Source organism: Ruegeria marisflavi (genome assembly GCF_025673445.1).
GTDB classification, from domain to species: Bacteria; Pseudomonadota; Alphaproteobacteria; order Rhodobacterales; family Rhodobacteraceae; genus Ruegeria_B; species Ruegeria_B marisflavi.
The window spans coordinates 32,639-58,770 of the sequence record NZ_JAOVQN010000006.1; the positions used below are offsets into that span (position 1 = coordinate 32,639).

Sequence of the window (26,132 nt, forward strand, 5' to 3'; positions counted from 1 at the left end):
GCGCTTGCCTTGTTCCGGGCGGGTTTCTTCAACAAACCTTCGAAGGTTAGATCGAATTTGACAGGGTTTGTGGCCTGCCCGGTTCTCGCGCCGTGCTACGGTCTTCGCGCGGGGGGCGCCCGAATTTCCGAGCGTAGTCGCGGCTGAACTGTGCGGGGCTTTCATAACCGACATCGAATGCGACCGAGGCCACGGCCGCGGTGCTGTCCAGGATCAGGCGCCGCGCTTCGTGCAGGCGGATGTCCTTCTGGTACTGCCCAGGTGTCAGTCCGGTCACCGCCTTGAAATGCGCGTGAAAAGACGACGTGCTCATGCCCGCATGCTCGGCCAGCGCCGACACTTTCATCGGCGCGTCGATCGACGCGTGGATAGAGGCGATGGCCCGCGCGACGTGGTTCGAAGGGTCCTCGCGGTAGAGGAACCGTCTGAGGATCGCCCCCTGCGGCGAGAGCAGAAGCCGCGCGTGGATCTCGCGCAGCAGTATCGGAGCCAGAAGTGGAGCGGCGGCCTGCTGTCGGGCCAGCGCCAGGAACCGGGCAACGGCATCGCTCAATTCACGTTCGGCCGTGCAAGCCATTAACGCCGCCGGGTTGTCCGCGCCCTCGGCGATGTCCGGCATCTGGTCGAAGAAACCGCGCAGCAGGCCGAGGTCCAGCGGCAGCACGACGGCGATGTAAGGTTCCGCCGGAGAGGCCCGGGTGATGCGCGACAGCACCGGCAGATCGTGGCTGACGATGATGGCATGCCCCGCCGGGCAATGAACCGACAGGGTCCCTGCGATGACCTCCTTGGCGCCTTGCAGGACCAGGCAGAGCAAGGGACGGTACAGTGTCCCCTCGATATCCGAGGGGCGGGTGCGCCGCAGCAGGGCAGCCCCGCCCAAGCCAAGCCGGGTCACGCCATCGACCGCATCGGGCGCTGCCAGTTCACTTGCCAGACGAATGAGTTCCGATTGCATGGGACCCCCCTGAGACCTTTCTTGGAAGCCGCATAGCACAAAGCTGATCGGGCAGAGGCTATTCTCCGAGAAACTGGAGAATATGGCAAGACAAAACGACAAATTGACAAATTTGGAGCTAATTCCTCGCTACAACTTCTCCAATAAAGCAAGCCCTAGCTTTTCCTGAACACGTGTCGGAGAAACCAGATGACCAGTACCCACAACGACACCCCAAAGACAGCCGCCGGCCTGCCCCTGGTCGGGTTCGGCACTTACCTCATTTCCGACGCGGATGCCGCCGCTGCGGTCGCGGCGGCCATCGGTGCCGGGTATCGCCACATCGACACGGCGGCGGGGTATCACAACGAGGCTGGCGTGGGCCAAGGCATCCGCGATGGTCTTTCGGCGGCTGGGCTTGACCGGGCCGACGTGTTCGTGACGACAAAGCTTTGGCCGGGCAACCCGGCCTGGGGGGACACGCCCAAAGGTTATGACGAGACCATCGCGGCCTTTGAGACGTCGCGCGCGGCGCTGGGGCTGGACCATGTCGACCTTTACCTGATCCATGCCCCGTCCGGCGGGTCAGAACGGGTCAACGAATGGCGGGCGCTGGTCGACCTAAAGGAACAAGGAAAGACCCGCGCCATCGGGGTCAGCAACTATACCGAAGCCCATATCGAAGAGATCCGGGCGGCTGGGCTGCCGATGCCCGAGTACAATCAGATCGAGCTGCACCCCTGGTCACAGAAACCCGAATTGCTGGCATTCATGGCGGAAAACGGCATTGCGCCGATTGCCTACAGCTCGCTGGTGCCGCTGTCCACCTGGCGCAGCGAGCCCGGGCAAGCCAGCGGCAAGACCGCCGAGATGCAGGCAGAGGGCAGCGATGCGGGGTCTCCGTTCAAGGCGATGGCCGCGAAATACGGGGTGACCGAAGCGCAGGTGCTGTTGCATTGGGGCGTGCAAAAGGGCTTTGCGGTCCTGCCGAAAAGCCTCAACCCCCGGCGGATGCGCGAGAACATGGATCTGTTCGGATTTGTGCTCGACGCCGATGACATGGCCCTGATCGAAACGATGGACCGGGGCGATGGTGTCGCATGGGCGACGGGCGATCCGCGGTTCATGGGGTGAGGCCGCGCAACCAGCCCGCAGTTGTGGGCGGTATGGTCCCGTCCCTTGCGAGCGGCTGTTCCGCGGCGTCAAAGCCATGCCCCAAGCTTATCCATGCATAGGCTTCTCAGGCCGCGTGCAATCTGCTCAACTTGTCACAGGATTTCACGTTTTAGAGGAGGCCCACCATGAATACGCGCCCCAAGCGCCCGAACACGGTCGCCCTTGTCGCCCTATGCGCTCTCTGGCCCGCGATTGCCACGGCACAGGACGCATCGGTCACCGTTCACGTGATGAGCCGGAGCTGGGCTGTCACGCAAGTATCGCAGGATCCCATCGTCTATCGCGCCACGCGGGACATGAACAACCTCAACCCCTTTGGCCCGCCCGCCCGGCTGCGGACCCATCAGGCAATTGCCGCCGTGCAGCAAGCGACCGGCTGCACGGTCGACCGCAAGACGCTCTACCAGAACATCTCGGGTCAGTTCTTCGCCCGGGTCACGTGCAAGTGAGATCCGTCAAACCGGGGCATTGAGGTCGGTCAACGCTCCTGCCATAGCTTGCGCATGAAAATCGCGATCAACGGATTCGGCCGCATCGGCCGCACCATCCTGCGGCAGCTGATGGCTCGGCCGCGGGTCACGGATATCGAGCTTGTGCTGATCAACGATATCGCGCCGCTCGACACTTGCGCCTATCTCTTCGAATACGACAGCACCTTCGGCCCCTGGCGCGGCAGCGTCGAGACAGGGGATGAGACGCTGGTGGTGGACGGGGTCGAGATCCCGATGAGCCATAGCGCCGATCTGGCGCGGGTGGATCTGTCGGGGGTGGATGTGCTGCTCGATTGCACCGGGATCGCGCGCACCTCGGATGTGGCCGCGCGCGGTCTTGCCGCCGGGGCGGGCAAGGTGCTGATCTCGGGGCCGTCCCCGGCGGCCGAGATCACCGTGGTGCTGGGCGCGAACGAGGCGCGGCTGGGTAATGCCCGGATCGTATCGAACGCGTCGTGTACCACCAATGCGCTGGCGCCGCTGGCGCGGGTGATCGACGAGATCGCAGGCATCGCCAGCGCCCATATGACCACGATCCACTGCTATACCAACAGCCAGCCGATGGTCGACGCGCCGCGCGGCGACGCCGCGCGCTCGCGGGCGGGCGCGCTGTCGATGGTGCCGACCACATCGAGCGCCACCCATCTGATCGACGAGGTGCTGCCGCATCTGGCGGGTCGCATCTCGGGCGCTGCGGTGCGGGTGCCGACGGCCAGCGTTTCGGCCGTGGATCTGGTGGTACAGATGCAGCGCCTGATGTCGGAGGCGGAATTCGATACCACCCTGCGCAACGCGGTTGCGGCCTCGCCGGTGCTGGGCTGGACCGGCAAGCCTCTGGTCTCCTCGGACCTGCGCGCGCGGCCGGAATCGCTGGTCATTGCGGGCCTCGAAACCCGAATGGTGGGTGACCGTCAGGTGCGCGTCTTTGGCTGGTATGACAATGAATGGGGGTTTTCGGCGCGGATGCTGGATGTGGCGCGCCTGATGGCGGGCTGAGGGCGAGAGCCGCGCGCGGGGCTTACGCCCCGCCTGCCCGGCCCAACCGGGGCCAACGCATCTTCGATGCGGCGGAACCGGGCGGGAGCGGCCCGCCCGGTGATAGGTTTACCGACGCCCGTGTCCGGCCATGCCGCCCGAGACTTCCTCGGTCGCCTCTTCCCCCAATTCCTGCGGCAGGATCAGGTTCAGCACGATGGCGATCACGGCGGCGGGCAGCAAGCCGCTGGTCATCAGGATCTGCGCGGTATCAGGCAGGTGCTGCACCGCGCCGGGCTCCAGTTGCAAGCCCAGCCCGACCGACAGCGCAATGGCAAAGATCACCATGTTGCGCCGGTTCCAGTGCACATCCGACAGCATCGAAATACCGGCGGCAACCACCATTCCGAACATCACGATGACACCGCCGCCCAGCACCTCGATGGGCACGGTACGGATGATCGCGCCCACCTTGGGCACCAGTCCGCAAAGGATCAGGAACAGCGCCCCAATGGTGACCACATGGCGGCTCATCACCCCGGTCATGGCGATCAGGCCCACGTTCTGGCTGAACGAGGTGTTGGGGAAGGCGCCAAACAGACCCGCAACCGCAGTGCCCAGACCATCGGCATAGGTGGCACCGGCGATTTCCTTGTCATTCGCCTCGCGCCCCGCGCCGCCCTTGGTGATGCCCGAAACATCGCCCACCGTTTCGATGGCCGAAACCACCGCCATCATGGCAAAGCCGATGACGGCGGCCAGCGAGAACTCGAACCCGTATTTGAACGGCACCGGCAGGGCGAACCCGGCAGCGCGACCCCAGCTGGTGCCGATCGCCTCGAAGGTCACCATGCCCACCATCAGCGCATAGGCATAGCCCACGATCAGCCCCAGCAGCACCGCCGAGACAGACAGCATGCCGCGGGTGAAGAACTTCAGCCCCAGCGTCACCAGGATCACCACCAGCGCCGCCGACCAGTTGAGGAGCGAGCCGTATTCCGGCGTGCCGATGGCGGGCACGCCGCCCGCAGCGTACTGGATGCCGACCTTGACCAGTGCGAGACCGATCATCGTCACGACAAGGCCCGTGACAAGTGGCGGCAGGGCAAAGCGGATGCGCCCGATGAAGAAGCCGAGGCAGAAATGAAACAGGCCGCCGATGATCGCGCCGCCAAACAGGGCCGCCAGTGCGTCCACCCCCTTGCCCGCGACCAGTGGAATCATGATCGGCAGAAAGGCAAAGCTGGTCCCCTGCACGATGGGCAGGCCCGCGCCGACCGGGCCCAGTGTCACCGTCTGCAACAGCGTCGCCACACCGGCAAACAGCATCGACATCTGGATCAGGTAGAGAAGTTCGGGAAAATCGGGCGAGTTCGAGCCAAAACCAAAGCCCGCCGCCCCCGCCACGATGATCGCGGGCGTGACGTTCGAGACGAACATTGCCAGTACATGCTGGATACCCAGCGGCACCGCCTTTGCCAGCGGCGGGGTGTAATCCGGATCGCGGAGCTGATCCGCTGTCCCTATCGAAGTGTCGGCCATGATATCACTGTCCTCCCTGTGTGGATCATGGGGGTCTTGCCGCCTCTTGTCTGCCGGGCGGCTTCTTTATCCGGCGACCACCTCCCATGGGTCGTCGAACCAGAATTCCTCAAGATTGGCGCCGGGGCCGATACGGTCGACCACCGCAAACAGCCCGGGCGCGGCCAGCGGCGTCAGTACCCCGTGCCAGGTGCCGCGATGATAGTTCACCGCCTGCCCTGCTTCGGTGACAAAGGCGCGCGGCTTGCCGGGGCGGCCGTCCTCGTCGGGGGCCACGATGACCAGAAAGGGCTGATGGCTCATCGGGATGAAGGCCTGACTACCGTCGGGGTGCCGCTCGACCATGTCGAGCGTGTAGGGCAGCGCGCGCGGCTTGGCGTCGAACAGGCTGATGCCCGCGCGCCCATCAGCGAAATCGAGCCGCGCGCGGTCGTGATAGCGCCCGCATTGGCCCTGATTGATGGTCTTGTCCGGTGCTCCCGAAACCGACATGAGGTCTCCAAAGGGCGCGAAGGCGGCTTCGGTGATCGGCTCTGTCACGATGCGGCGGTTCATGAGGGCAGCACGTCGCGCAGGCGGAACTCGGCGATGCGTTCGACCTGACGGCAGGCCTCGGCGAATTCGGTCTCGCGGTCATTGCCGATGCGGCGCTGAAAGGCGGCAAGGATCGACGCCTTGTCATGGTCGCGCACCGCGATGATGAAGGGAAAGCCGAAGCGCGCCACATATTCGGCATTGAGCCGGGTAAAGGTGGTGCGTTCCTCGTCGGTCAGCGCATCCAGGCCAGCCGAGGCCTGTTCCGAGGTGCTTTCCGCCGTCAGCCGTTTCGCCTGCGCCAGCTTGCCCGCCAGATCCGGGTGGGCGGTCAATACGCCCAGCCGCTCCTCGGCGCTGGCCGAGCGGAACATGCGGCAGAGCGCATTGTGCAGCCCGCCAGCAGTATCGTGGGCAGGGCCAAGCTCCAGCCCATGGGCGCGTTCTGCAATCCAGGGGGAATGTTCGAAAATACCGCCATAGGCCGCGACAAACTCCGCCTGCGCCATCTCGGACGGACGGGTGCGCGCCACCGGCGGGTGTTCGCGCGCCCAGTGTTCGGCGATTTGCAAGCGGGTGGCAAACCAGACGTCCGCGTGCCCGCGCGCATAGTCGAGGAAGCGTTTCAGCGCCATCACCCGGCCAGGACGGCCGATCAGGCGGCAATGCAAGCCGATAGAGAGCATCTTGGGCGCGCCCTCGGCGCCTTCGGCGTAGAGCGCGTCGAAACTGTCCTTGAGATAGGCAAAGAACTGATCGCCCGAATTGAATCCCTGTGGCGTGGCAAAGCGCATGTCGTTGCAGTCGAGCGTATAGGGCACGATCAGCTGGTCGCGCCCGCCCAGCCGTTTCCAGTAGGGCAGATCGTCGTCATAGGTGTCGGCGATGTAGTCCATCCCCGCCTCGGACGCGAGGCGCACGGTGTTCATCGAACAGCGCCCGGTGTACCAGCCGCGCGGGCGGCTGCCGGTCACCTCGGTATGCAGGCGGATCGCCTCGGCGATCTGGGCGCGCTCCTCTTCCGCGGGCATGTCCTTGTGTTCGACCCATTTCAACCCGTGGCTGGCAATCTCCCAACCGGCCGATTTCATCGCCGCGACCTGATCGGGCGAGCGGGCCAGCGCGGTGGCGACGCCATAGACGGTAACGGGAAGGTCCCGCATCAGCCGGTGCAAGCGCCAGAACCCGGCCCGCGCGCCGTATTCATAGATCGTCTCCATGTTCCAATGGCGCTGGCCGGGCCATTGCGCGGCACCGACGATCTCGGACAGGAACGCCTCGGACGCCGCATCGCCATGCAGAATGTTGTTCTCGCCGCCCTCTTCGTAGTTCAGCACGATCTGAACGGCGAGCTTTGCGCCGCCCGGCCAGTTCGCCTTGGGCGGCGTGGCGCCATAGCCGATCATGTCGCGGGGGTATCGGGGGGCGGTCATGGGCAATGTCCTGCAATTTACGGATATCCTATTTCCTCAATAGCGCAGAAAATCGCCACTGTTTATCAAATGCAGTTTGACGCAGCTTTCGGAAATGACAAAGAGCGCGATGCGGAGAAGGCGCGGCGATAGGCGCGCGATCTTCAAAAAGGAGCAGAAACTGTCTCGCCGGATCGGGGTTTGCATGTTTCTGGCCCAATGTGAAATCTGGGGGAAAGACAGGAGACAGGGATGAACGGATATCTGACCACACATGTTCTGGACACCGCGCGCGGCTGTCCCGCCGAGGGGCTGACCATCACCCTTTACCGGCTGAACGGGGGAGCGCGGCAGCAACTGGCCGAAATGCGCACCAATGACGATGGGCGCACCGACAGCCCGATCCTGCCCAAGGGGGAATTCGTGCCCGGAGTTTACGAACTGGTCTTCGCAGCGGGGGACTATCTGCGCAAGACTGGCCAATCCGGCGATGAGCCGCTGTTTCTGGACGAGGTACCGATCCGGTTCGGGATCAGCGATGGCGAGGCGCATTACCATGTGCCGCTGCTCTTGTCGCCCTTCGGCTATTCGACCTATCGCGGCAGCTAGGGCGACGGGGCACTCCCGCCCGTCGATCGGGCATCAAAGATGCCCTCCTCCCGTTGGGCCGGGCGCCGCGCCCAAGGGCGCGGCACGGTCACGCTGGGGGCAACCCTTGCCCGCTTGGACCGACCGCGCCGGACCGCAGGTCCGGCGCCGGACCCAACTCCGGGCATCGCCCGGCAGGGCGGTGATCCGGAGGCGGGAGCGTATGCCGCGCTCAGGCGGCGCGCGCTTCGGCGGCTTTGACTGCACGACCGATCCGTTCGGTCATGAACTCCATCAGCAGGCGCGTCTTGGGATCCTGGTGCCGCCGGTGGGTATAGAGGCAAGCCATCTGCACCGGCACCGGCGGTGTCTGCGGCGCCACCGGCACAAGACGGCCGTCCTTGAGGTGCTCGGCCACTTCGAAAACGGGTTTCAGCGCGATCCCCTGCCCGGACAGCGCCCAGTCGGTCAGAACATCGCCATCGTCGCATTCATAGCGACCGGAAACCGCAAAGCGGCGCGGGCCATCCGGGGTCTGAAGCATCCATTGAAACTCGGTCGCGCCGGGAAACCGCAGGTTGAGGCACTCGTGACGCTGGTCGATCAGCGCCTGCCCGTGTTCGGGCAGGCCACGGCGGGCAACATAATCGGGGGCCGCGCACAGCACCCGCCGGCAATCGGCGATCTTGCGGATACGCAGGTTGCTGTCCTCGGGCTGACCGAGGAAGAACGCCAGATCCAGCCCCTCGGTCGTCAGGTCGACAGTGCGGTCGGTCAGGCGCAGGCGGATATCGATCTGAGGATATTGCTCTAAAAACTCCGGCACGTTCGGCGCCAGCAGCCGCCGCCCCAGACCCAGGGGCGCGGCGACATAGATCGCACCGCGTGGCGCCTCGGTCAGGTGCATGACCTGCGCTTCGGCCTCGTCCACCGCTTCGAGCACTGCAACTGCCCCGGGATAAAACGCCCGCCCCTGTTCAGTGGGCGTCAGGTTGCGGGTGGTGCGCTGGAACAGTCGCACGTTCAGGTGCTCTTCGAGCTGCGAAATCCGGGCCGAGGTCACCGCCGGAGAGATCCGCAGGTCGCGCCCGGCGGCTGACATGCTGCCCAGATCGTAGACCCGCACGAAGGTTCGGATATTGTCGAGATAGGACATTGTTCCGGATTTTTTGATACAGCTTGGCAATATGCTGGAATACCGGAAAAAATGGCTCTTGCATAGTCTGGTGAAAACAGTTCGGAGACCGTCTCATGTATGATCTTGCCGTGTTCTGGGAATGGCTGGGCTTTGGCGTGCGCTGGCTGCATGTAATTACCGCCGTGGCCTGGATCGGATCGTCGTTTTATTTCATCGCGCTCGACCTCGGGCTGCGCAAGGCGCCCGATCTGCCGCCTGGTGCCCATGGCGAAGAATGGCAGGTGCATGGTGGCGGGTTCTACCACATCCGCAAGTTCCTGGTGGCGCCCGAGCGGATGCCGGAACACCTGACCTGGTTCAAATGGGAAAGCTATTCGACCTGGCTCAGCGGTTTTGCCCTGCTGATGATCGTCTACTGGGCGGGGGGCGAGCTGTATCTGATCGACCAGTCCAAGGCAGAGCTGGCGCTGTGGCAGGGTATCCTGATCTCGGCGGCGACGCTGTCGATCGGCTGGCTGGTTTATGACCGGCTGTGCAAATCCGGCCTGGCCGAGCGCCCGACCCTGTTGATGGTGCTTCTCTTTGGCCTGCTGGTGTTGATGGGCTGGGCACTGAACCAGGTGTTCACCGGGCGGGCCATGATGCTGCATCTGGGTGCCTTTACCGCCACGATCATGAGCGCCAACGTCTTCTTCATCATCATCCCCAACCAGAAGATCGTGGTGGCCGACCTGATGGCCGGGCGCGCGCCCGATCCGAAGTATGGCAAGATTGCCAAGCTGCGCTCGACCCATAACAACTATCTGACGCTGCCGGTCGTCTTCCTGATGCTGTCGAACCACTATCCGCTGGCCTTTGCCACCCAGTACAACTGGATCATCGCGGCGCTGGTGTTTCTGATGGGGGTGACGATCCGGCATTATTTCAACTCGCTGCATGCCCGCACCGGCAACCCGACCTGGACCTGGTTGGTGACTGCGCTGCTGTTCCTCGCCATCATGTGGCTGTCCACCGCCCCGATGCACCAGCCGCTGGAAGAGGCCGAGGCGCAGCCAATGACCGCGACCGAGCAGCGCGTCGCAGCCGCCCCCGGCTTTGCCGAGGCGCATGACGTGGTGCTGGGGCGCTGCTCCATGTGCCATGCCCGCGAGCCGGTCTGGGAGGGCATCCTCTGGGCGCCCAAGGGCGTTCTGCTCGAAACCGAGGCCGATATCGCCCGCAATGCCCGGGCGATCTATGTGCAGTCGGGCGTGACCCATGCGATGCCCCCGGCCAACGTGACCTTCATGGAGCCCGAGGACCGGGCCGCCATCGTTGCCTGGTACCGCGCCGCCACCGAGTAACAGCGGCATATTGCCAGTTCCGGCATCGCACCTACTATCCTTTGGGGTGCGGGGCGCATTCTGCGTTCCTATTGCGCGCGGGACTGTGTTATCCCGGATATGTCTTGCGAGTCATCCTTGGGGGGAGGGCCCGTACTGTTGAGGCGGAGCTGTCTGGAGCCGGTTGAATGACGTTCAAAGGCGCTATTGGTGCCCTGTCGCGTGGCCTTGTGGCCGCGGGTTTTCTGTTTGCTCCGGGAGCGGCCACAGCGCTCGAAGCGACCTTGACGGCCCCGGGCGCACCAGAAGATCTGATCGAGCGATTGGAACAGAGTTCTGCGGCCCTGTCAGCGCCGGCGCGCGGTCTCGATTCGCCGCTGGAACTTCTGTCCTCGGCGCTGGCCGACTATCGGACGCTGATCCAGATCCTCTACGACGAAGGATACTTCAGCCCGGTCGTGCATATCCGGCTCGACGGGAGCGAGGCTGCCAGTATCGACCCGATCCAGACACCAGCCCGGATCGACCGGATCGAGATCAGCGTCGAAACCGGCCCGCCCTTCCGCTTCGGGACGGCGCGGATCGACCCGATCGCACCCGGCAACATGGTTCCACCTGAGTTCGCACCAGGACAGCCTGCATCGACCGAGGTGCTGCAATCGACGGTACGCGCCAGCATCTCGGGTTGGCGCGATGCGGGTTACCCCAAGGCGAAGGTCGGTGATCAGCGTATTCGGGCACGTCATGCCGAGGCCGAACTGGACGCCGAGATACGCCTGTTACCGGGACCGCAACTGCGGTTTGGCCAGATGCATATCGACGGCGAAACCGACGTTAAACAGGACTCCATTCGCAGGATCGCCGGTTTTCCAACCGGCGAAATCTATTCGCCGGCCCATGTGCAAAAGGTCGGCACCCGTTTACGCCGGACCGGAACCTTCAACCTGGTTTCGATAAAGGAACGCGAAACGCCCAACCCCGACGGCACGCTCGATTTTGACGCCACCTTCGAAGACCTGCCAAAACGCCGGATCAGCTTTGGCGCGGAACTGTCGTCGCGCGACGGTCTCGACCTGTCCACGGTCTGGATCCACCGCAACCTGACGGGCCGGGCAGACCGGCTGCGGCTGGAGGCGACAGTCCGCAACATCGGCGGCACCGAGGATATCGACGGCCGCATCGGTTTTCGCCTGGAGAAACCGGACCGGCTGGGGCCGGACGACAGCATCTTCTATATTGGCGAGGCAGAACGCCGGAACCGGACGCATTACAACATCACGCGCGCGGTTCTGGGCGTAGGCGCGCGGCGCACCTTTTCGGACGAGCTCTATGCCGAGGCCGCCGTTGGCTTCAGCTATGGCGATGCGTCCGATGCCTTCGGCTCGGGCCGCAAGTTCCGCTATTTCGGGCTGCGTACCACTTTCGAATGGGACAAGCGCGACAACAAGGTCAGCGCGACGCGGGGGTTCTACCTGAACGCGGGGCTTGCCCCCTTTGTCGGCCTGTCCGGCACCAAGTCCGGGGCGCAATTCCTGGCCGATGGCCGGGTCTATTGGGACATCGGCACCGAGGGCCGGCTGGTTCTGGCGGGGCGGATGCAGCTTGGCTCGGTGTTCGGCCCGTCGCTGTCCGAGGTGTCGCCGGAACTGCTGTTCTTTTCCGGCGGGGCGGGCACGGTGCGCGGTCAGCCGTATGAAAGCCTCGGCATTCCCGTTGGCGCAAACACGGCGGGCGGCCGGTCGTTCCTTGGCCTGTCGACCGAGGTGCGCGGCAGGGTGACTCAGAACATCTCGCTGGTCGGTTTCTATGACTTCGGAATGGTCGGGGACTCGGCCTTTGTCGGCTCCGGCTCCGACAGCCATGCGGGCGCCGGTTTGGGCGTGCGATATGATCTGGGCGGTTTCGGGCCGCTGCGGCTCGACCTTGCCTATCCGACCAGCGGCGCGACCGGGGATGGTCTGCAATTCTACATCGGTATCGGGCAGGCATTCTGATGAAACAGTTCACCTATCCCCTTGCCGTGACGCTGATGCTGACCCCTTCGGGCATGGCCATGTCGCAAAGCCTGGAGGAAAGCGGCGGCCTTTTGGTCGATTTCCTCGAGGACACGCTGTCGGGCGACGGGCGCAACATCAAGGTGCGCGGCCTGAGCGGCGCGCTGAGCGCCAAGGCCACCATCGAAGAGATTACCGTTGCCGATGATGACGGCGTCTGGCTGACGATCCGCGACGCGGCGCTGGATTGGAACCGGCTGGCGCTGATCCGGGGGCGGTTCTCGGTCAACGAGCTGACTGCGGCGGAAATCCGTATCAACCGCGCCCCCCTGCCCGGCCCCGAACAGGAAGACCTGCCCGATGCCGCCGCAACCCCGTTCCAATTGCCGGAACTGCCGGTGGCGATCGAACTGGGCGAGATCCGGGTGGACAAGCTGACGCTTGGCGCACCGCTGGCGGGTACGGCGGCGGAGCTCTCGGTTCTGGGCAAGCTCACGCTGGCGGACGGGGCGCTAGACAGCGCGCTAGACATCACGCGGCTGGACCGTCCGGGGGACAAGGTGGACCTGATCGCTGGCTTTGCCAACGAGACAAGCCAGATCACCCTCGACATGCAGGTGACCGAGGATGCGGGCGGGCTGATCTCCACCACACTTGGCATTCCGGATGCGCCCGCGCTGAAACTGACCGCAGCGGGCGAAGGCCCGGTGACCGATTTCACCGCCGATATCGCACTGGCCAGCGAAGGCACCGAACGGGTCTCAGGCCAGGTTCGGTTGCAATCGGCCCTGCCGGTAACCGGCACGGCGCAGCCGGGCATTGCCTTTACCGCCGATCTGGGCGGCGACCTGACCCCGTTTCTGAACGCGGAATACGACCCGTTCTTCGGCACCGAGACCCGTCTATTCGTGACCGGGATCAGCTCTCCCGGCGGCGCGCTGGATGTGGACGAGTTCACCCTTGCTGCCCAGGCGCTGCGGCTGGAGGGCGAAATGTCCATGGCCGCCGGTGGCCAGTTGCTGCATGCCGCCTTGCAGGGGCGGGTGACACCACCCGATGGCGACCGCGTGATACTGCCTGTGGCAGAGCCGCGCATAACACTGAAATCGGCGCAGATTTCGGGGCTTTATGACAAGTCCAACAGCGACGGCTGGGTGCTGAGCCTGACCGCCGACGAGGTGGCAACACCCGGCCTGCGGCTGGGCCGCGCGCGCATTGCCGCCGAAGGCACTTTGACCACCGGCCCCGAAGGCGCCCATGTTACCGGCGATCTGCAATCGGCGCTGGCGGGGCTTGCCTTTGCCGACCCGGCGCTGAACCGCGCGATTGGCGCTGCGATCACGCTGGACGGTCAGTTCGACCTGCCGGCAAACCAATCGCTGACGCTCAGCGGAGTCGAGCTGAAAGGCGCGGATTTCACAGCCACGGCGGATGCGGTGATCGACGGGCTGACATCGGGCTTTGCAATGGATGGCAAGGTCACCCTGTCCGCCGATGACCTGGGCCGGTTTTCCGACCTCGCCGGGCAGTCCCTGGGCGGGTCTGTCAGTGCCGAACTGACCGGCAAGGGCGCGCCCTTATCGGGCTCTTTCGATTTCGTTCTGGATGCGGTTGGCCGGGACTTGGTCAGCGGCATGGCCGAGATTGACCCGCTGCTGGCGGGTAGCAGTACCATCCACCTGGACGCGGTGCGCAACACGACCGGGATGACCGTGCGCGAACTCAGACTGGACGCGCCTGCGGTCCGGGCCGAGGCGGCGGCGATGGTGACCCAGCCGGACGGCGTTTTGACGCTGGATGGCCGGGCCCGGGTCGAGGCCCCGGACCTGGCGCCTTTCTCGGCGCTTGCGGGTTACGACCTGACCGGAACCGTGGTGGCCGAAGTGACCGGCAAGGCGACACAGACGGGTGAAAATTTCGACCTGGTGCTGGATGTCGACGGGCGCGGGCTGTCGACCGGCTTGGCCCAGATCGATCCGCTGATCACCGGCCCGGTCACCCTGCATCTGGATGCCAGCCGTGACGGCAACGCCCTCGACCTGCGCAAGGTGACGCTGGACAGCCGCGCCGCTACCGCCGAGGTCGCGGCGCTGATCACCGACCTGACCGGGGCGCTGGTCGTGGATGGCAAGGCCAAGATTTCGGCCCCGCGCCTGTCGGTCTTCTCGGCCCTTGCGGGCCGCGAGTTGGGCGGATCGGTGACGGCCGCGCTGGATGGCCGGGCACAGGTGGTCGACCAGACCTTTGACATGCGGCTCGATCTCGACACCATGGACCTGAAGGCGGGGATCGAACAGCTCGACACGCTGATCGCCGGGCGCACAAAGCTGCATTTCGATGGGCTGCGCGACGATGCGGGCATGGATATCCGCGACTTCACCCTGAATGGCAGTGCGCTCAGCGCCGAGGCCAAAGGCTCCTTCCGGTCAGCAGACAGCGAATTGCGGTTCAAGGCGGCGCTCGACGATCTGGCGCGGGTCACCACTGCCGTGTCGGGGCCGCTGAAACTGGCGGGTACGGTTTCGCCCACGCCAACAGGCATCCGCACAGACGTCTCGCTGAAAGGGCCGGACAGCTCTTTTGCGCGCCTTGACGGCACCATCGACAGCGAAGGCGCGGCGGACCTGGATTTCGACGCGGAACTGGCCCGGCTGGAACGGTTCGTGCCGGACATGCCGGGCAGCCTGACCGCACGCGGCACAGCGGACCGTTCCGGCGGCGTCTGGACCATCAATGGCAACGCGCGCGGGCCGGCCGGGCTGGCCGCCGATGTCGGCGGAACATTCGACGAGGCCAGCGGACAGGTCGACATGACCACCTCGGGCCAGCTGAGCTTGGGCATCGCAAACAAGGCGCTGTCGCCCAACAAGATCGACGGCAGCGCGCAATTCAACATGGTGATGAAGGGCACCCCGGGCCTGAGCGCGCTGAGCGGCAGCATCACCACCTCGGGGACGTCGCTGGCGATACCGGACGCCGGGCAGACCATCACCGGCATCGGCGGCACCGTGCGGATCGCCGATCAGGCGGTGCAGATTGCCATCAACGGCGGTGTTCGCGCCGGTGGCGGGTTCACCGTGTCTGGCCCGGTGTCGCTGCTGCCCCCCTTTGACGGGCGGATCACCGTGGCACTCAATGACCTGGTGATGACGGACAACCTGTCCTACGACAGCCGGCTTGGCGGCCAGATCACGTTGGCCGGGCCGCTGACCGGCAACAGCTCGCTGTCAGGGCAGATCAATGTCGGGGAAACCAATATTAACCTGAATACCGCCGGGGGCGCCGCCGGGGCGGCGCCGATCCCCGATATCGCGCATCGCGCCGAACCCGGCCCGGTCTATGCCACCCGCCAGCGCGCAAAGCTTGTCGATACCGGCAACGGCGGCGGTGGCGGTTCGTCAATGTCGCTGGACATCGCCATCGACGCTCCCGGTCGGGTCTATGCCCGAGGGCGTGGGCTGAACGCCGAAATGGGCGGCCGCATTCACATTGGCGGCACCACCGCCGCGGTGGTGCCGTCCGGTCAGATCGGTCTGATCCGGGGCGATTTCAACATGCTCGGCAGGCGACTGAAACTGAGCAAGGGCATCATCACGCTGCAAGGCGACCTTACGCCCTTCGTCGAGTTTGCCTCGACCACCACCACCTCGGAGGGGCAGGCGTCGCTTCAGATCATCGGGCCACTGGACGCACCCGAAATCAAGGTGACCGCGGATCCCGACCGCCCTTCTGAAGAGGCACTGGCCATGCTGCTCTTCGGCAACCAGTTCTCGGACCTGTCGCCCTTTGTCATCGCACAGATGGCGGCCTCGCTGGCACAACTGTCCGGCGCCGGGGGCGATGCCACCAAGGGTGTGCGCAATGCGACGGGGGCGGATACCATCGAAATCGGTGCCGATGCGGACGGCAAGGCCCAGCTGGGCGCGGGCGCTTACCTGGGCGAGAACCTCTATACCGATTTCAACGTCAACACTGCCGGTGAAACCGAGGTGAACCTCAACCTCGATGTCACCGACAACCTGACGCTAAAGGGCACGGTGGACAATGCGGGCGATACATCGGTCGGGATCTTCTTCGAACGGGATTACTGAACCGATGCACTTCACCACCCGTCCCGAGATCGCCGGTACATTCGGCGTGGCCACCTCGACCCACTGGATCGCCTCGGCGGTCGGGATGAGCCTGCTGGAGAAGGGCGGCAACGCCTTTGACGCGGCGGCGGCGATGGGGTTTGTGCTGCATGTGGTCGAACCGCACCTGAACGGGCCACTGGGCGACATGCCGATGCTGATCAAGCCCTCGTGCGACACAGTGCCGACCCTGGTCTGCGGCCAGGGCACCGCACCGGCTCGCGCCACTATCAGGCATTACCGGGACGAGGGCCTGACCCGCATCCCAGGTTCGGGACTGCTGGCCACCGTGATCCCCGGCGCTTTTGATGCCTGGATGATCACGCTGCGCGACCATGGCAGCCTGCCCTTGCGCGATATCCTGGAACCGGCGATCCACTATGCCCGGTCGGGCCACCCCGCGCTGGCGCGCGTGTCAACGACGATCTCGGGGCTGGCCGAATTCTTTCGGGACGAGTGGCCGACCTCTTATGACACATGGCTGCCGGGCGGGTCCGCGCCACAACCCGGCGCGCTGATGAAAAACCCCGCGCTGGCCGACACCTGGACCCGTCTGCTGGCCGAGGCCGAGGCAAAACAGGGCCGCGAGGCGCAGATCGAGGCGGCGCGCGACGCCTTCTATCGCGGCTTCGTTGCCGAAGCGATCGACCGCTATCTGCGCGACGCCTGCGTGATGGATGCCGCCGGCCGCCGCCGCAAGGGCGTGCTCAGCGGCGAGGATATGGCCGGCTGGCAGGCAAGCTACGAGGCCCCGATCTCGACCCGCTACAAAGGCTGGACCGTGTGGAAAGGCGGGCCCTGGACGCAGGGCCCCGCCCTGCTGCAATCGCTGCAAATCCTCGACGGGTTCGATCTGGATGCGCTCGACCTTAACGGCGCCCGTTTCGTGCATCTGGTGACCGAGGTCATGAAGCTGGCCTTTGCCGACCGCGAGGCCTATTACGGCGACCCGGACCATACCGACATCCCGATGAACACGCTGTTGTCGGAGAAATACGCCGAGGAACGGCGCGCGCTGATCGGCGAGACGGCCTCGGTCGAACAGCGCCCGGGCCAGCTGCCGGGCCATGAGACCTGGGCTGCCGCCGCGCGGCGCCATGCGAGCGAAGACTATGTTTCGGGCGGCGGCACCGGCGCGGGCGAGCCGACCATGGCGCATCTGTCGCAACGCCGGGGCGATACGGTGCATATCGACGTGATCGACCGCTGGGGCAACATGGTCTCGGCCACACCTTCGGGCGGCTGGCTGCAAAGCTCGCCGGTGGTACCGGGGCTGGGCATGCCGCTCAACACGCGTGCCCAGATGTTCTGGCTGGACGAGGGGCTGCCCACCTCGCTGGCGCCGGGACGCAGGCCGCGCACCACCCTGTCGCCGTCGATGGCGCGCGAACCGGACGGGACCGAGCTGGCCTTTGGTACGCCGGGCGGCGACCAGCAGGACCAGTGGCAGCTCATGTACCTGCTGCGGCTGGTGCATGGCGGCCTGAACCTGCAACAGGCGGTGGATGCGCCGCTGTTCCATACCGGTCATTTCCAAGAGTCTTTCTATCCCCGCCCTGCAAGGCCCGGTCACCTGATGATCGAACCCGCCTTTGGCGAGGCGGTCATCGCCGAGCTCCGCCAGCGCGGCCACGCGGTCGAGGTATCCGAGCCCTGGTCCATCGGGCGGCTCACCGCCGCCAGCCGAAATTCAGACGGACTGTTGCGCGCCGCCGCCACGCCACGCCTGATGCAGGCCTATGCCATCGGGCGCTGATGCGCTTCTTTCTGGTCTGAAACACTCCGGGGGTGGGGCCCGCAAGGGACGAGGGGGGTAGAGCCCCCTACTCTCCCCCATGCCGGGCAGCCGCATCGTAGATTGCGTCGATCACCTCTTGCACACGGCGCGACAGTTCCAGCGGAAACACTTCGCCCGTGCCCCGAGTGGCGCGCACGAAAGCATCCACCTGCGCCTCGTACTGGTTCACGCCGGGAAACCGGAAGACCTGCCGCGACAGCGCCTTCTGATCATGCAGCACCACCTCGTCAAACCCATAAAGCCCCGCGTTGAACGGGGTGAGCACGTCAATCCAGCCGGTTTCGCCGAAAAACCGCATCGACTGATGCGCGCCCATCTGGGTGGCCACGTGGAAGTTCAGGTCGAACCCGTCGAAGCCGACAGTAGCACGTGCGAAAACATCCGTTCCGAAGGCAGGCGAGTACGCGATCCGCGCCTCGGCCCGGCGCATCTCTGCCCCGGTTGCCAAGAGGGTCGTCACCACCGGATAAACCCCGATATCGGGCAGCGCGCCGCCACCCAGTTCGGGCCGGTTGCGCATGTTGTTCGGGTCGGTGTTGTGATAGGAAAACCCGCCGGTGACCTGCCGCAGCGCCCCGATGGCGCCGCTGGCGATCAGCTCGCGCACCTTGTGCCATTGCGGGTGATACCAGACCATGAACGCCTCGGACACGACCCGGCCCATGGCATCGCGCGCCGCGATGACGCGGTCGATCTGCTCGGCCCTCAGCGCGATGGGCTTCTCGCACAACACGTGTTTACCCGCCTCGGCCGCGCGGATCGCCCATTCGGCATGCTGCGACGTTGGCAGCGGGATATAGACCCCGTCCACATCCGGATCGGACAGCAGCGCATCGTAACCGTCATACCAGCGCGCGGCCGAGAACCGTGCCGCCTGTGCCTGCGCCCGGCCCGCGTCGCGGCTGGCGATGGCGTGGATCACGCCGGTTTCAGATCGGGCTATGGCGGGCATCACGTGCTCGCGCGCGATCTTGGCCGTCGACAGGATGCCCCATCGGAACAAGGGGGCAGTCATGCGCTTTCCTCCATCAGCCGGGCCGCGCCGCTCAGTGCTGCGGCATCGTCGGCGATCAGCCGCACCGGCACCCGGTCCAGATGGTCGGCGAACCGTCCCCCGGCTTCAAATGTTGACAGGAACTCTGCCCGCGCCGCCGAGCCGAGGATGCCGCGCGCCGCGCCGCCAGCGAAGTGGATGCCGCGAAACGGCAGGTACTGGAACACCAGTTCTCGTGCAAAAAGCCCCAGCAGGCGAGCGGTCAGGGTTACCGCGGCCGCCGCCTGCGGATCAGCCCCGGTGGCGAAATCCTCCAGGATATCCTGGCCTCGTTTATCCTTATTTGTCAATATGTTGTGCAACCGAGACAGGCCGCGACCGGAGAACAGGCATTCATTTGTACGAAACCCCGAGGCCGCGTCGCCCAGCTGTGCGCGCAGCTCCTCGGCGATGGCCAGTGGAAGGCTGGCGTGGCCCAGTTCTGCCTCGACCACCGACCCGCCCTTGAGTAGGCAGGCGTTGAAACCGGTGCCCAGCCCTGCGACCAGCGCCTGGTCGTTCGAGGGCTGCACGGCACCGGCACGGATCACGTCGAGTTGCGACGGCACAAGCCCCGGCAAGGCATGACCCAGCGCCACCAGATCGTTGATCAGCCGTGCGGGGATATCCCCTTGTTCCGGCAGCGGGGCTGCCAACCCGGATTCGTTGAAGTGCCAGTTTCTGTTGGTTAATTCGGCGCGGCCAGCGGCGACCGGACCCGCCACAGCCACGCAGATGCCGCGCAGGGCCGGCAGGTTGTGGCCCCGCGCATAGGCCGACAGCACCTCGGCGAACGACGCGTAGGCGTCGTTGCCGAAGCGGGCAAGCTGGGACAGGCGCCCGGCGCTGGCCAGTGCCACGCGAGTATTGGTCCCGCCCACATCTGCGACCAGAACCGGCATGGTCACGCCTCGGCCTGCGCACCTGGGTGCTTGCCCAGGATGATCATGCCCAACAGATCATCATCGGTGACCTTGTCCACGTCCACCGTTCCGACCAGTTGTCCGTTCTTCATGACGCTGGCCCGGTCGCACAGTTTCATCACGTCGTGAATGTCGTGGCTGATCAGAAAAATCCCTATTCCCTGGGCCTTTAGCTGCTCGATCAGCTCGGCGACCATCTGCGTTTCATGGGGTCCGAGGGCGGCGGTAGGTTCGTCCATGATCAGGATGCGGGCGTCGAAGTAGACCGCGCGGGCGATGGCGACCGACTGGCGCTGGCCGCCGGACAGGGCCGAGACCGGCACGTTGAACTTCTTGAAGTTGGGGTTGAGCCGCGCCATGATCTTGCGCGTCTCGGCCTCCATCGCGTCGTCATCGACCAGCCCGAAGGGCGTCACCAGCTCGCGCCCGAGGAACAGGTTCGAGCTTGCATCGAGGTTATCTGCCAGCGCAAGTGTCTGATATATCGTCTCTATATTGTAACGCCGTGCATCGCGGGGATTGTGGATCTCGGCCTTTTCGCCGTTGATGCGGATCTCGCCTGAGTCCATCTGGTAGGCGCCCGAGAGGATCTTGATCAGGGTCGACTTGCCGGCGCCGTTATGGCCCAAAAGGCCCACGACCTCGCCCGGATATAGGTCGACGCTCACGTGATCGACCGCATGCACGCCGCCGAAGGAGATGCAGATGTCGCGCATCTCGACCAGAGGTGTACCGCGTTTTGACTGTTTTGTACCTGTCATGACGCACCTATTGACCGTTTTGTACACTGTTCCATCACGCCACCCCCGTCCGTTTGCGATAGAGAATGTCGATCAGCACCGCCAGCACCAGAACCGTGCCCACGACGATGTTCTGCAAGGGCGCATCTACACCGACCATGGCCATGCCCGATTGCAGCGACTGCATGATCAGCGCGCCCAGAATCGCCCCGTGGATGGTGCCGAAGCCGCCCGCCAGCGCGGTGCCGCCGATGACGGCCGCCGCGATCACGCGCAGTTCGTCCAGCGTGCCGATGTCGTTGGAGTGGTTGGTCAGGCGGGCCGAGGCCACCACCGCCGAGATGGCGCAGAGCGCGCCCATCAGGGCAAAGATCTTGACCGTCAGAAGCCGCGTGTTGATGCCGCTGAGTTCCGCCGCGTCGGGGTTGCCGCCGGTGGCGAAGATGTAACGGCCAAGCCGGGTGCGCCGCGCCAGCATGGTCATACCCACTGCGATGAAGATCAGCAGCAGCACCGAGATCGGGATGCCATAGGCCTCGGTATAGCCTTCGGGCAAGGTGAGACCCTGCGCCTCGAAATCACGCTTCAACCGCGCGGTCGGCACCTCATAGGCGTTCAGGATCGCCACAAAGCCAACGATCGCCGCCGAGATCAGCCCGGCCAGCACGCCTTCGGCCCAGAGCGGTTTGACCGGGAAGCCATGGCGGATCTTGTTGCTGCGGCTCATCCAAAGGCCATAGAGGGCGGCAGTGAGCGCCAGCAGACCCACAATCCAGGACCAGCCCGCGCCCAGTGTGCCGTTGATGCCGCCGAACTTTTCAAAGGTCGGGTCCAGCGGGCCGATGGTCTTGCCGCTGGTCAGGTACCAGCCGGTGTTACGCCAGACCAGCAGGCCGCCCAGGGTCACGATAAAGGCGGGGATGGTCAGATAGCCCACCAGCCAGCCGTGAAAGGCGCCGATCAGCGTGCCGATCAGCAAGCCGACAAGGATGGTTACCCAAGGGATCAGCGGATGGCCCAGCCCCAGGCCCAGCATGTTGGGCAGGATCTCGGTCTGGGTCATCGCCATCACCGCCGAGCAGGTCGCCAGAAGCGCGCCGACGCTCAGGTCGATATGGCGGGTGACGATGACGAACACCATGCCGGTGGCCATGATCGCGACCGAAACGGTCTGGATGGTCAGGTTGAAGATGTTGCGCGGTGTCAGGAAACGGCCGCCGGTCACAAGGTCGAAGCCGATGCACAGGATCGCGAAGGCACCGATCATGCCGAGAAGGCGCAGATCAAGTTCCAGCGTCTGAACAAAGGATTTCTTGGGATGTGCCGGGGACAGCTCCGCCTCGGAATGAGTCATGGGATGTCCTGCGATTTTGGGGGTCTCACCCCGATGAAGGGTGAGACCGGTCGTGTTGGAAAAGGATCAGTTGCAGGGTGCGGGACCGTTGGTCACGCCCTGGCACAGGGTTTCCTGGGTGATCCAGCCAGCGTCGACAACGACCGACAGGTTGTCCTTGGTGATCGGCAGCGGTTCGAGGAACAGCGCGCTCATCTTGGTGCCGCCCGGCGAGGTCCAGTCGTCAGCGCCACCGATGGCGTTCATCTTGGTGCCTTCGGCCAGCGACACGGCGATGCGCGCGGCGGCGCGGCCGAGGTCGCGGGCGTCCTTCCAGACCGATACGGTCTGGGTGCCCTTGGCCACCCGGTTCAGCGCGGCATGATCACCGTCCTGGCCCGAGACCGGCAGCCCTTCCATGCCCTGCGCGGTCAGCGCCGCCACAACGCCGCCGGCGGTGCCGTCGTTCGAGGCGACAACCGCGTCGACACCATTGTCGGTGGCGGTCAGGATCTGTTCCATGTTGCGCTGCGCGTTGGCGGGAAGCCAGCCGTCGGTATAGGCCTCGCCCACGATGGTGATGTCACCCTTGTCGATGGCGGCTTGCAGCACTTCCTGCTGGCCACCACGCAGGAAATCCGCGTTCGGATCGGTGGGAGAGCCCTTGATCATCACGTAGCGTCCGGTGGGGGCTGCTTCGAGAACGGCACGGGCCTGCATCCGGCCTACCTCGACGTTGTCGAAGGTCAGGTAAAAAGCGCGGCTGTCCTCAATCAGGCGGTCATAGCCCACGACCGGGATGCCTTCGTCGGCTGCGGCCTGCACGGCGGGGCCGATGGCCTGCGCGTCCTGCGCCAGGATGATCAGCGCGGTGGCGCCTTGCGCGATCAGGCTTTCCACGTCCGACAACTGCTTGGCCGACGAGCTTTGCGCATCCGCCGAGATATACTTGGCACCCTTGGCCTCGAGCTCGGCCTTGATCGCGGCCTCGTCGGTTTTCCAGCGCTCCTCCTGGAAGTTCGACCAGCTGACGCCCACGACGACATCGGCCGCCCAGGCCGCAGTTCCCAGCATGGCGCTGACGATCACCGCGGATGCGGTTGCATAGAGTTTCATTCTGTCCTCCCAAAAACATTTGCAGCCGCACGCCATTCCTTGCCTCGGGCGGGGCCGGTGCAAGGATCGTGTGTCATTTTAATTTGAAAGTCAAATTAAATAAGATAGGCTGGTCTTGCCCGCTGTGTTGCGTTCTGCCTTGGCCTTGTTTGCCGGGATGGGTACGATCCGGAGATTGGGCAGGACAGGTTCAGGGAGGCGTCGGGCAAATGGCTGTTATGCAACGGGAATACGGGCGCCGCACCCTGCTGCGCGAAATCCGCAGGGCGGGCCGTATCCCCCGGATCGAGCTGTCGGACCTGACCGGGATCAGCCGCGCCACCGTCACCACGATCACCGCCGAGTTCCTATCGGACGGACTGGTCGAGGAGGTAGCGCGCGACGAGGGCGAGCCGGATTCCCGGCGTGGCCGGCCGCGGGTGGATCTCAAGATTCGCGGAGCGGCGCATCTGGTGGCGGGGGTGAAGATCTCGCATCACAAGCTGTCGCTGGTTCTGCTGGATTTCGAGGGCGAGCAACTGGCGACTGAAGAGTGCGACCTGCGGCACCCGGTCAGTAGCCCCGAAGACCTGGCCGCCAAGATAGGGGAGGCCGTGGCCCGGCTGGCCGGGCAGATCGGCCGCGCGCCGGGCGAAATCTCGGGCCTCGGGATCGGTATCGCGGGGATTGTCGAGGCCAATGACGGGTTCGTGCACTGGTCGCCGTCGCTGTCGGCGCGCAACATCGAGTTCGGCGCGCTCTTGACCCGCACATTGGGCGTACCCTGTTTCATCGACAACGACGCCAACTTGGTGGCGGTGGCCGAACACGCCTTTGGCCTGGGCCGGGAACACAGCGACTTTCTGGTCGTGACCATCGAAAGCGGCGTGGGTCTAGGCATGGTGATCGGCGGTGCGCTTTATCGTGGTACGCGCGGATGCGGTGCCGAGTTCGGCCATACCAAGGTGCAGCTGAACGGCGCGCTCTGCCGCTGTGGCCAGCGCGGCTGTCTGGAGGCCTATGTCGCCGATTACGCGCTGTTGCGCGAGGCGACGCTGGTGAGCGGCCAGGATGCCAATGCCGATCCGGCCAAGCGGGTCGAAACCCTGCTCGATGCGGCGCGGGCGGGGGATGTCACCGCGCGCAGCATCGTTGAACGGGCGGGCCAGATCTTTGCCATGGGGCTGGCCAACCTGGTCAATATCTTCGACCCCGAGCTGATCATCCTCGCAGGCGAGCAGATGCAGTTCGACCATCTCTATTCCGACGCGGTGATCGAGGCGATGCGCAAGTCGATCGTGCAGGTGGACAAGGCCCCACCCGAGGTGGTGGTGCATAAATGGGGCGATCTGATGTGGGCGCGCGGGGCGGCGGCCTATGCGCTCGACAAAGTGTCGGAACTGGCGCTGGAAAGGCTGGGCGAGAATGCGGCCTGAGCTGTTCGCGCTGGCGCTGGCGACCACACCGGCCCTCGCCGGACCCGCGTTCACGCCGGTGCCGGTGCCCGAGCATGTCTATGCCGGCGGCTGGGAGCATTTTGTCGGCGGCGGGCTGGCGGTGTTCGACTGTGACGGCGATGGTTTGCCGGAGCTGCTGGCGGCGGGCGGCGAGAACCCGGCCACCCTGTTGCGCAACCGCTCGGATGCGGGCGCGCTGCGGTTCGAGGCGGACACGCCCGAGGCCCTGACCGAACCGGGCATGATCGGCGCCTATCCTCTGGATATCGACAGTGACGGTTACATGGATCTGGCGATCCTGCGGGTCGGGCCGAACCAACTGTTGCGCGGCGGTCCCGATTGCAGTTTTGCCCCGTTCGAGGGGCTGGGTTTCACCAGCGGCGACCGTTGGACCACCGCCTTTTCCGCCACATGGGAGGCGGGGCAGAGCCTGCCGACGCTGGCCTTTGGCAATTATGTCGACCGCAGCAACCCGAACGGCCCCTTCGGCACCTGCGACACCAACCTGCTCTACCGGCCCGAGGGCGACCACTATGGCCCGCCCATCGAACTCAAGCCGGGGTTCTGTCCGCTCTCGATGCTGTTCAGCGACTGGGCGCGGCAGGGCCGTGCCGACCTGCGGATCAGCAACGACCGGCATTATTATGTCTCTGACGGCGAGGAACAGATGTGGGCGATGGGGTCCATGCCCCGCCTGCTCGGCCCCGTCGATGGCTGGCTCAGCCACAAGCTCTGGGGCATGGGCATTGCCCAGCGCGACCTGGACCGCGACGGGCGGCAAGAGGTCTTCCTGTCCTCGATGGGCGACCAGCGGTTGCAGCGGATGACCGGGAACGGCGCGGAATTTGCCGATGTGCCCTATGCCATGGGCACCACCGCCCACCGCCCCTATACCGGCGGCGACGGGCGGCCCTCGACCGGCTGGCATATCGGTTTCGGCGATGTGCAGAATGACGGGATGGACGATGTCTTCATCACCAAGGGCAATGTTGAACAGATGCCCGATGCGGCGATGGAGGATCCCAACAACCTTCTGATCCAGCAACCCGACGGTACCTTTGCCGAAGCTGGAGAGCGCGCCGGTATCGCCAGCCTGCATCGCGGGCGCGGCGGCGCGCTGGTGGACCTGAACGGTGACGGGCGGCTTGACATCGCGGTGGTCAACCGCCGCGCGCCGCTGGAGGTCTGGCAGAATGTCACGCCAGAGACCGGCCATTGGCTGGCGCTGGCGCTGGAACAGCCCGGCCCCAACCGCGACGCCATCGGCGCCTGGATCGAGGTCATGGCCGGTTCGGCCCCGCCGCAGTTGCGCGAGATCACCGTGGGCGGCGGTCATGCCGGCGGTGCGGCGGGGTTCCAGCATTTCGGGTTGGCCGATGCGCAAGACATCTCAATTCGGGTGATCTGGACCGATGGCACCCAATCCGCCCCCCTTGAGGTCGCCCCGGACCAATCCTTGACCCTGATCCGCGACGGCGCCGCGCTCAGGGCACGGCCCTAACCCCTTCATTTCG

Annotated in this window: 20 protein-coding genes; 10 read left to right on the forward strand and 10 right to left on the reverse strand. The window is 65.2% G+C overall.

Annotated features, from left to right (window positions below):
• Positions 1 to 46: 46 nt before the first annotated feature.
• Positions 47 to 958 carry an AraC family transcriptional regulator gene (locus OEZ49_RS07720; protein WP_263387764.1) on the reverse strand — a complete coding sequence of 304 codons (912 nt, stop codon included), beginning with the start codon at positions 956 to 958 and terminating at the stop codon, positions 47 to 49.
• Between the two features lie 189 nt (positions 959 to 1,147).
• Between OEZ49_RS07720 and OEZ49_RS07725 the strand changes: the two genes are divergently transcribed.
• The 3 genes from OEZ49_RS07725 to OEZ49_RS07735 all read left to right on the forward strand — a co-directional run bounded on the left by OEZ49_RS07725 (position 1,148) and on the right by OEZ49_RS07735 (position 3,600).
• Entirely contained in the window at positions 1,148 to 2,071 is a 924-nt protein-coding gene (locus OEZ49_RS07725) for an aldo/keto reductase (RefSeq protein ID WP_263387765.1), read from the forward strand.
• A gap of 167 nt (positions 2,072 to 2,238) precedes the next feature.
• Positions 2,239 to 2,562: a hypothetical protein gene (locus OEZ49_RS07730; RefSeq protein WP_263387766.1), complete on the forward strand. Its 324-nt coding sequence runs from the start codon at positions 2,239 to 2,241 to the stop codon at positions 2,560 to 2,562.
• A 54-nt stretch (positions 2,563 to 2,616) separates the two neighbouring features.
• Positions 2,617 to 3,600, forward strand: a complete 984-nt coding sequence (locus OEZ49_RS07735) for a type I glyceraldehyde-3-phosphate dehydrogenase (RefSeq protein WP_263387767.1) — start codon at positions 2,617 to 2,619, stop codon at positions 3,598 to 3,600.
• A 108-nt stretch (positions 3,601 to 3,708) separates the two neighbouring features.
• Here OEZ49_RS07735 and OEZ49_RS07740 read toward each other — a convergent pair whose 3' ends face one another.
• From OEZ49_RS07740 to puuE, 3 genes are all read right to left on the reverse strand, one after another.
• Positions 3,709 to 5,121, reverse strand: a complete 1,413-nt coding sequence (locus tag OEZ49_RS07740; protein ID WP_263387768.1) for a nucleobase:cation symporter-2 family protein — start codon at positions 5,119 to 5,121, stop codon at positions 3,709 to 3,711.
• A 66-nt stretch (positions 5,122 to 5,187) separates the two neighbouring features.
• On the reverse strand, positions 5,188 to 5,676 hold the full coding sequence (locus tag OEZ49_RS07745; RefSeq protein ID WP_263387769.1) for an ureidoglycolate lyase: 489 nt from the start codon (positions 5,674 to 5,676) through the stop codon (positions 5,188 to 5,190).
• Positions 5,673 to 7,088: an allantoinase PuuE gene (gene puuE / locus OEZ49_RS07750; RefSeq protein ID WP_263387770.1), complete on the reverse strand. Its 1,416-nt coding sequence runs from the start codon at positions 7,086 to 7,088 to the stop codon at positions 5,673 to 5,675. Before puuE ends, OEZ49_RS07745 begins: the two co-directional genes overlap by 4 nt.
• Positions 7,089 to 7,319: 231 nt before the next feature.
• Here puuE and uraH point away from each other — a divergent pair, with 231 nt between their 5' ends.
• On the forward strand, positions 7,320 to 7,676 hold the full coding sequence (gene uraH, locus OEZ49_RS07755; protein ID WP_263387771.1) for a hydroxyisourate hydrolase: 357 nt from the start codon (positions 7,320 to 7,322) through the stop codon (positions 7,674 to 7,676).
• A gap of 211 nt (positions 7,677 to 7,887) precedes the next feature.
• On the opposite strand, the gene OEZ49_RS07760 is transcribed toward uraH, so the two are convergent.
• Positions 7,888 to 8,811 (reverse strand): LysR family transcriptional regulator, encoded by a 924-nt coding sequence (locus OEZ49_RS07760; RefSeq protein ID WP_263387772.1) that lies wholly within the window; start codon positions 8,809 to 8,811, stop codon positions 7,888 to 7,890.
• Positions 8,812 to 8,906: 95 nt separating this feature from the next.
• Here OEZ49_RS07760 and OEZ49_RS07765 point away from each other — a divergent pair, with 95 nt between their 5' ends.
• The 4 genes from OEZ49_RS07765 to OEZ49_RS07780 all read left to right on the forward strand — a co-directional run bounded on the left by OEZ49_RS07765 (position 8,907) and on the right by OEZ49_RS07780 (position 17,995).
• The gene (locus OEZ49_RS07765; RefSeq protein WP_263387773.1) at positions 8,907 to 10,136 is read left to right on the forward strand and encodes a urate hydroxylase PuuD; all 1,230 of its coding nucleotides are present in this window, start codon (positions 8,907 to 8,909) and stop codon (positions 10,134 to 10,136) included.
• Positions 10,137 to 10,303: 167 nt separating this feature from the next.
• Positions 10,304 to 12,109, forward strand: coding sequence for an autotransporter assembly complex protein TamA (locus OEZ49_RS07770; protein ID WP_263387774.1), 1,806 nt, complete (start codon positions 10,304 to 10,306; stop codon positions 12,107 to 12,109).
• The gene (locus OEZ49_RS07775) at positions 12,109 to 16,200 is read left to right on the forward strand and encodes a translocation/assembly module TamB domain-containing protein (RefSeq protein WP_263387775.1); all 4,092 of its coding nucleotides are present in this window, start codon (positions 12,109 to 12,111) and stop codon (positions 16,198 to 16,200) included. Before OEZ49_RS07770 ends, OEZ49_RS07775 begins: the two co-directional genes overlap by 1 nt.
• Positions 16,201 to 16,204: 4 nt before the next feature.
• A complete protein-coding gene (locus OEZ49_RS07780; RefSeq protein WP_263387776.1) occupies positions 16,205 to 17,995 on the forward strand; it encodes a gamma-glutamyltransferase family protein in 1,791 nt (596 codons plus the stop codon).
• A 67-nt stretch (positions 17,996 to 18,062) separates the two neighbouring features.
• On the opposite strand, the gene OEZ49_RS07785 is transcribed toward OEZ49_RS07780, so the two are convergent.
• The 5 genes from OEZ49_RS07785 to xylF all read right to left on the reverse strand — a co-directional run bounded on the left by OEZ49_RS07785 (position 18,063) and on the right by xylF (position 23,182).
• Complete coding sequence (locus OEZ49_RS07785; protein WP_263387777.1) at positions 18,063 to 19,052, reverse strand: Gfo/Idh/MocA family protein; 990 nt, start codon at positions 19,050 to 19,052, stop codon at positions 18,063 to 18,065.
• Positions 19,049 to 19,972, reverse strand: coding sequence for a glucokinase (locus tag OEZ49_RS07790; protein WP_263387881.1), 924 nt, complete (start codon positions 19,970 to 19,972; stop codon positions 19,049 to 19,051). Before OEZ49_RS07790 ends, OEZ49_RS07785 begins: the two co-directional genes overlap by 4 nt.
• Positions 19,973 to 19,974: 2 nt before the next feature.
• Positions 19,975 to 20,754 carry an ATP-binding cassette domain-containing protein gene (locus OEZ49_RS07795; RefSeq protein WP_263387778.1) on the reverse strand — a complete coding sequence of 260 codons (780 nt, stop codon included), beginning with the start codon at positions 20,752 to 20,754 and terminating at the stop codon, positions 19,975 to 19,977.
• A 34-nt stretch (positions 20,755 to 20,788) separates the two neighbouring features.
• Positions 20,789 to 22,087: a sugar ABC transporter permease gene (locus OEZ49_RS07800; protein WP_263387779.1), complete on the reverse strand. Its 1,299-nt coding sequence runs from the start codon at positions 22,085 to 22,087 to the stop codon at positions 20,789 to 20,791.
• A 66-nt stretch (positions 22,088 to 22,153) separates the two neighbouring features.
• A complete protein-coding gene (gene xylF / locus OEZ49_RS07805) occupies positions 22,154 to 23,182 on the reverse strand; it encodes a D-xylose ABC transporter substrate-binding protein (RefSeq protein ID WP_263387780.1) in 1,029 nt (342 codons plus the stop codon).
• 209 nt (positions 23,183 to 23,391) lie between these two features.
• On the opposite strand from xylF, the gene OEZ49_RS07810 reads away from it, so the two are divergent.
• Together OEZ49_RS07810 and OEZ49_RS07815 are read left to right on the forward strand one after the other, a co-directional pair.
• Complete coding sequence (locus OEZ49_RS07810; RefSeq protein WP_263387781.1) at positions 23,392 to 24,597, forward strand: ROK family transcriptional regulator; 1,206 nt, start codon at positions 23,392 to 23,394, stop codon at positions 24,595 to 24,597.
• On the forward strand, positions 24,587 to 26,119 hold the full coding sequence (locus tag OEZ49_RS07815) for a CRTAC1 family protein (protein WP_263387782.1): 1,533 nt from the start codon (positions 24,587 to 24,589) through the stop codon (positions 26,117 to 26,119). The genes OEZ49_RS07810 and OEZ49_RS07815 overlap by 11 nt, the downstream gene beginning before the upstream one ends.
• Positions 26,120 to 26,132: the final 13 nt, after the last annotated feature.

Excerpts from the sequence above, each read along its gene's own strand:
- OEZ49_RS07720 (WP_263387764.1), bottom strand. The coding sequence starts at position 958 with ATGCAATCGGAACTCATTCGTCTGGCAAGTGAACTGGCAGCGCCCGAT.
- OEZ49_RS07725 (WP_263387765.1), top strand. The coding sequence starts at position 1,148 with ATGACCAGTACCCACAACGACACCCCAAAGACAGCCGCCGGCCTGCCC.
- OEZ49_RS07730 (WP_263387766.1), top strand. The coding sequence starts at position 2,239 with ATGAATACGCGCCCCAAGCGCCCGAACACGGTCGCCCTTGTCGCCCTA.
- OEZ49_RS07735 (WP_263387767.1), top strand. The coding sequence starts at position 2,617 with ATGAAAATCGCGATCAACGGATTCGGCCGCATCGGCCGCACCATCCTG.
- OEZ49_RS07740 (WP_263387768.1), bottom strand. The coding sequence starts at position 5,121 with ATGGCCGACACTTCGATAGGGACAGCGGATCAGCTCCGCGATCCGGAT.
- OEZ49_RS07745 (WP_263387769.1), bottom strand. The coding sequence starts at position 5,676 with ATGAACCGCCGCATCGTGACAGAGCCGATCACCGAAGCCGCCTTCGCG.
- puuE (WP_263387770.1), bottom strand. The coding sequence starts at position 7,088 with ATGACCGCCCCCCGATACCCCCGCGACATGATCGGCTATGGCGCCACG.
- uraH (WP_263387771.1), top strand. The coding sequence starts at position 7,320 with ATGAACGGATATCTGACCACACATGTTCTGGACACCGCGCGCGGCTGT.
- OEZ49_RS07760 (WP_263387772.1), bottom strand. The coding sequence starts at position 8,811 with ATGTCCTATCTCGACAATATCCGAACCTTCGTGCGGGTCTACGATCTG.
- OEZ49_RS07765 (WP_263387773.1), top strand. The coding sequence starts at position 8,907 with ATGTATGATCTTGCCGTGTTCTGGGAATGGCTGGGCTTTGGCGTGCGC.
- OEZ49_RS07770 (WP_263387774.1), top strand. The coding sequence starts at position 10,304 with ATGACGTTCAAAGGCGCTATTGGTGCCCTGTCGCGTGGCCTTGTGGCC.
- OEZ49_RS07775 (WP_263387775.1), top strand. The coding sequence starts at position 12,109 with ATGAAACAGTTCACCTATCCCCTTGCCGTGACGCTGATGCTGACCCCT.
- OEZ49_RS07780 (WP_263387776.1), top strand. The coding sequence starts at position 16,205 with ATGCACTTCACCACCCGTCCCGAGATCGCCGGTACATTCGGCGTGGCC.
- OEZ49_RS07785 (WP_263387777.1), bottom strand. The coding sequence starts at position 19,052 with ATGACTGCCCCCTTGTTCCGATGGGGCATCCTGTCGACGGCCAAGATC.
- OEZ49_RS07790 (WP_263387881.1), bottom strand. The coding sequence starts at position 19,972 with ATGCCGGTTCTGGTCGCAGATGTGGGCGGGACCAATACTCGCGTGGCA.
- OEZ49_RS07795 (WP_263387778.1), bottom strand. The coding sequence starts at position 20,754 with ATGACAGGTACAAAACAGTCAAAACGCGGTACACCTCTGGTCGAGATG.
- OEZ49_RS07800 (WP_263387779.1), bottom strand. The coding sequence starts at position 22,087 with ATGACTCATTCCGAGGCGGAGCTGTCCCCGGCACATCCCAAGAAATCC.
- xylF (WP_263387780.1), bottom strand. The coding sequence starts at position 23,182 with ATGAAACTCTATGCAACCGCATCCGCGGTGATCGTCAGCGCCATGCTG.
- OEZ49_RS07810 (WP_263387781.1), top strand. The coding sequence starts at position 23,392 with ATGGCTGTTATGCAACGGGAATACGGGCGCCGCACCCTGCTGCGCGAA.
- OEZ49_RS07815 (WP_263387782.1), top strand. The coding sequence starts at position 24,587 with ATGCGGCCTGAGCTGTTCGCGCTGGCGCTGGCGACCACACCGGCCCTC.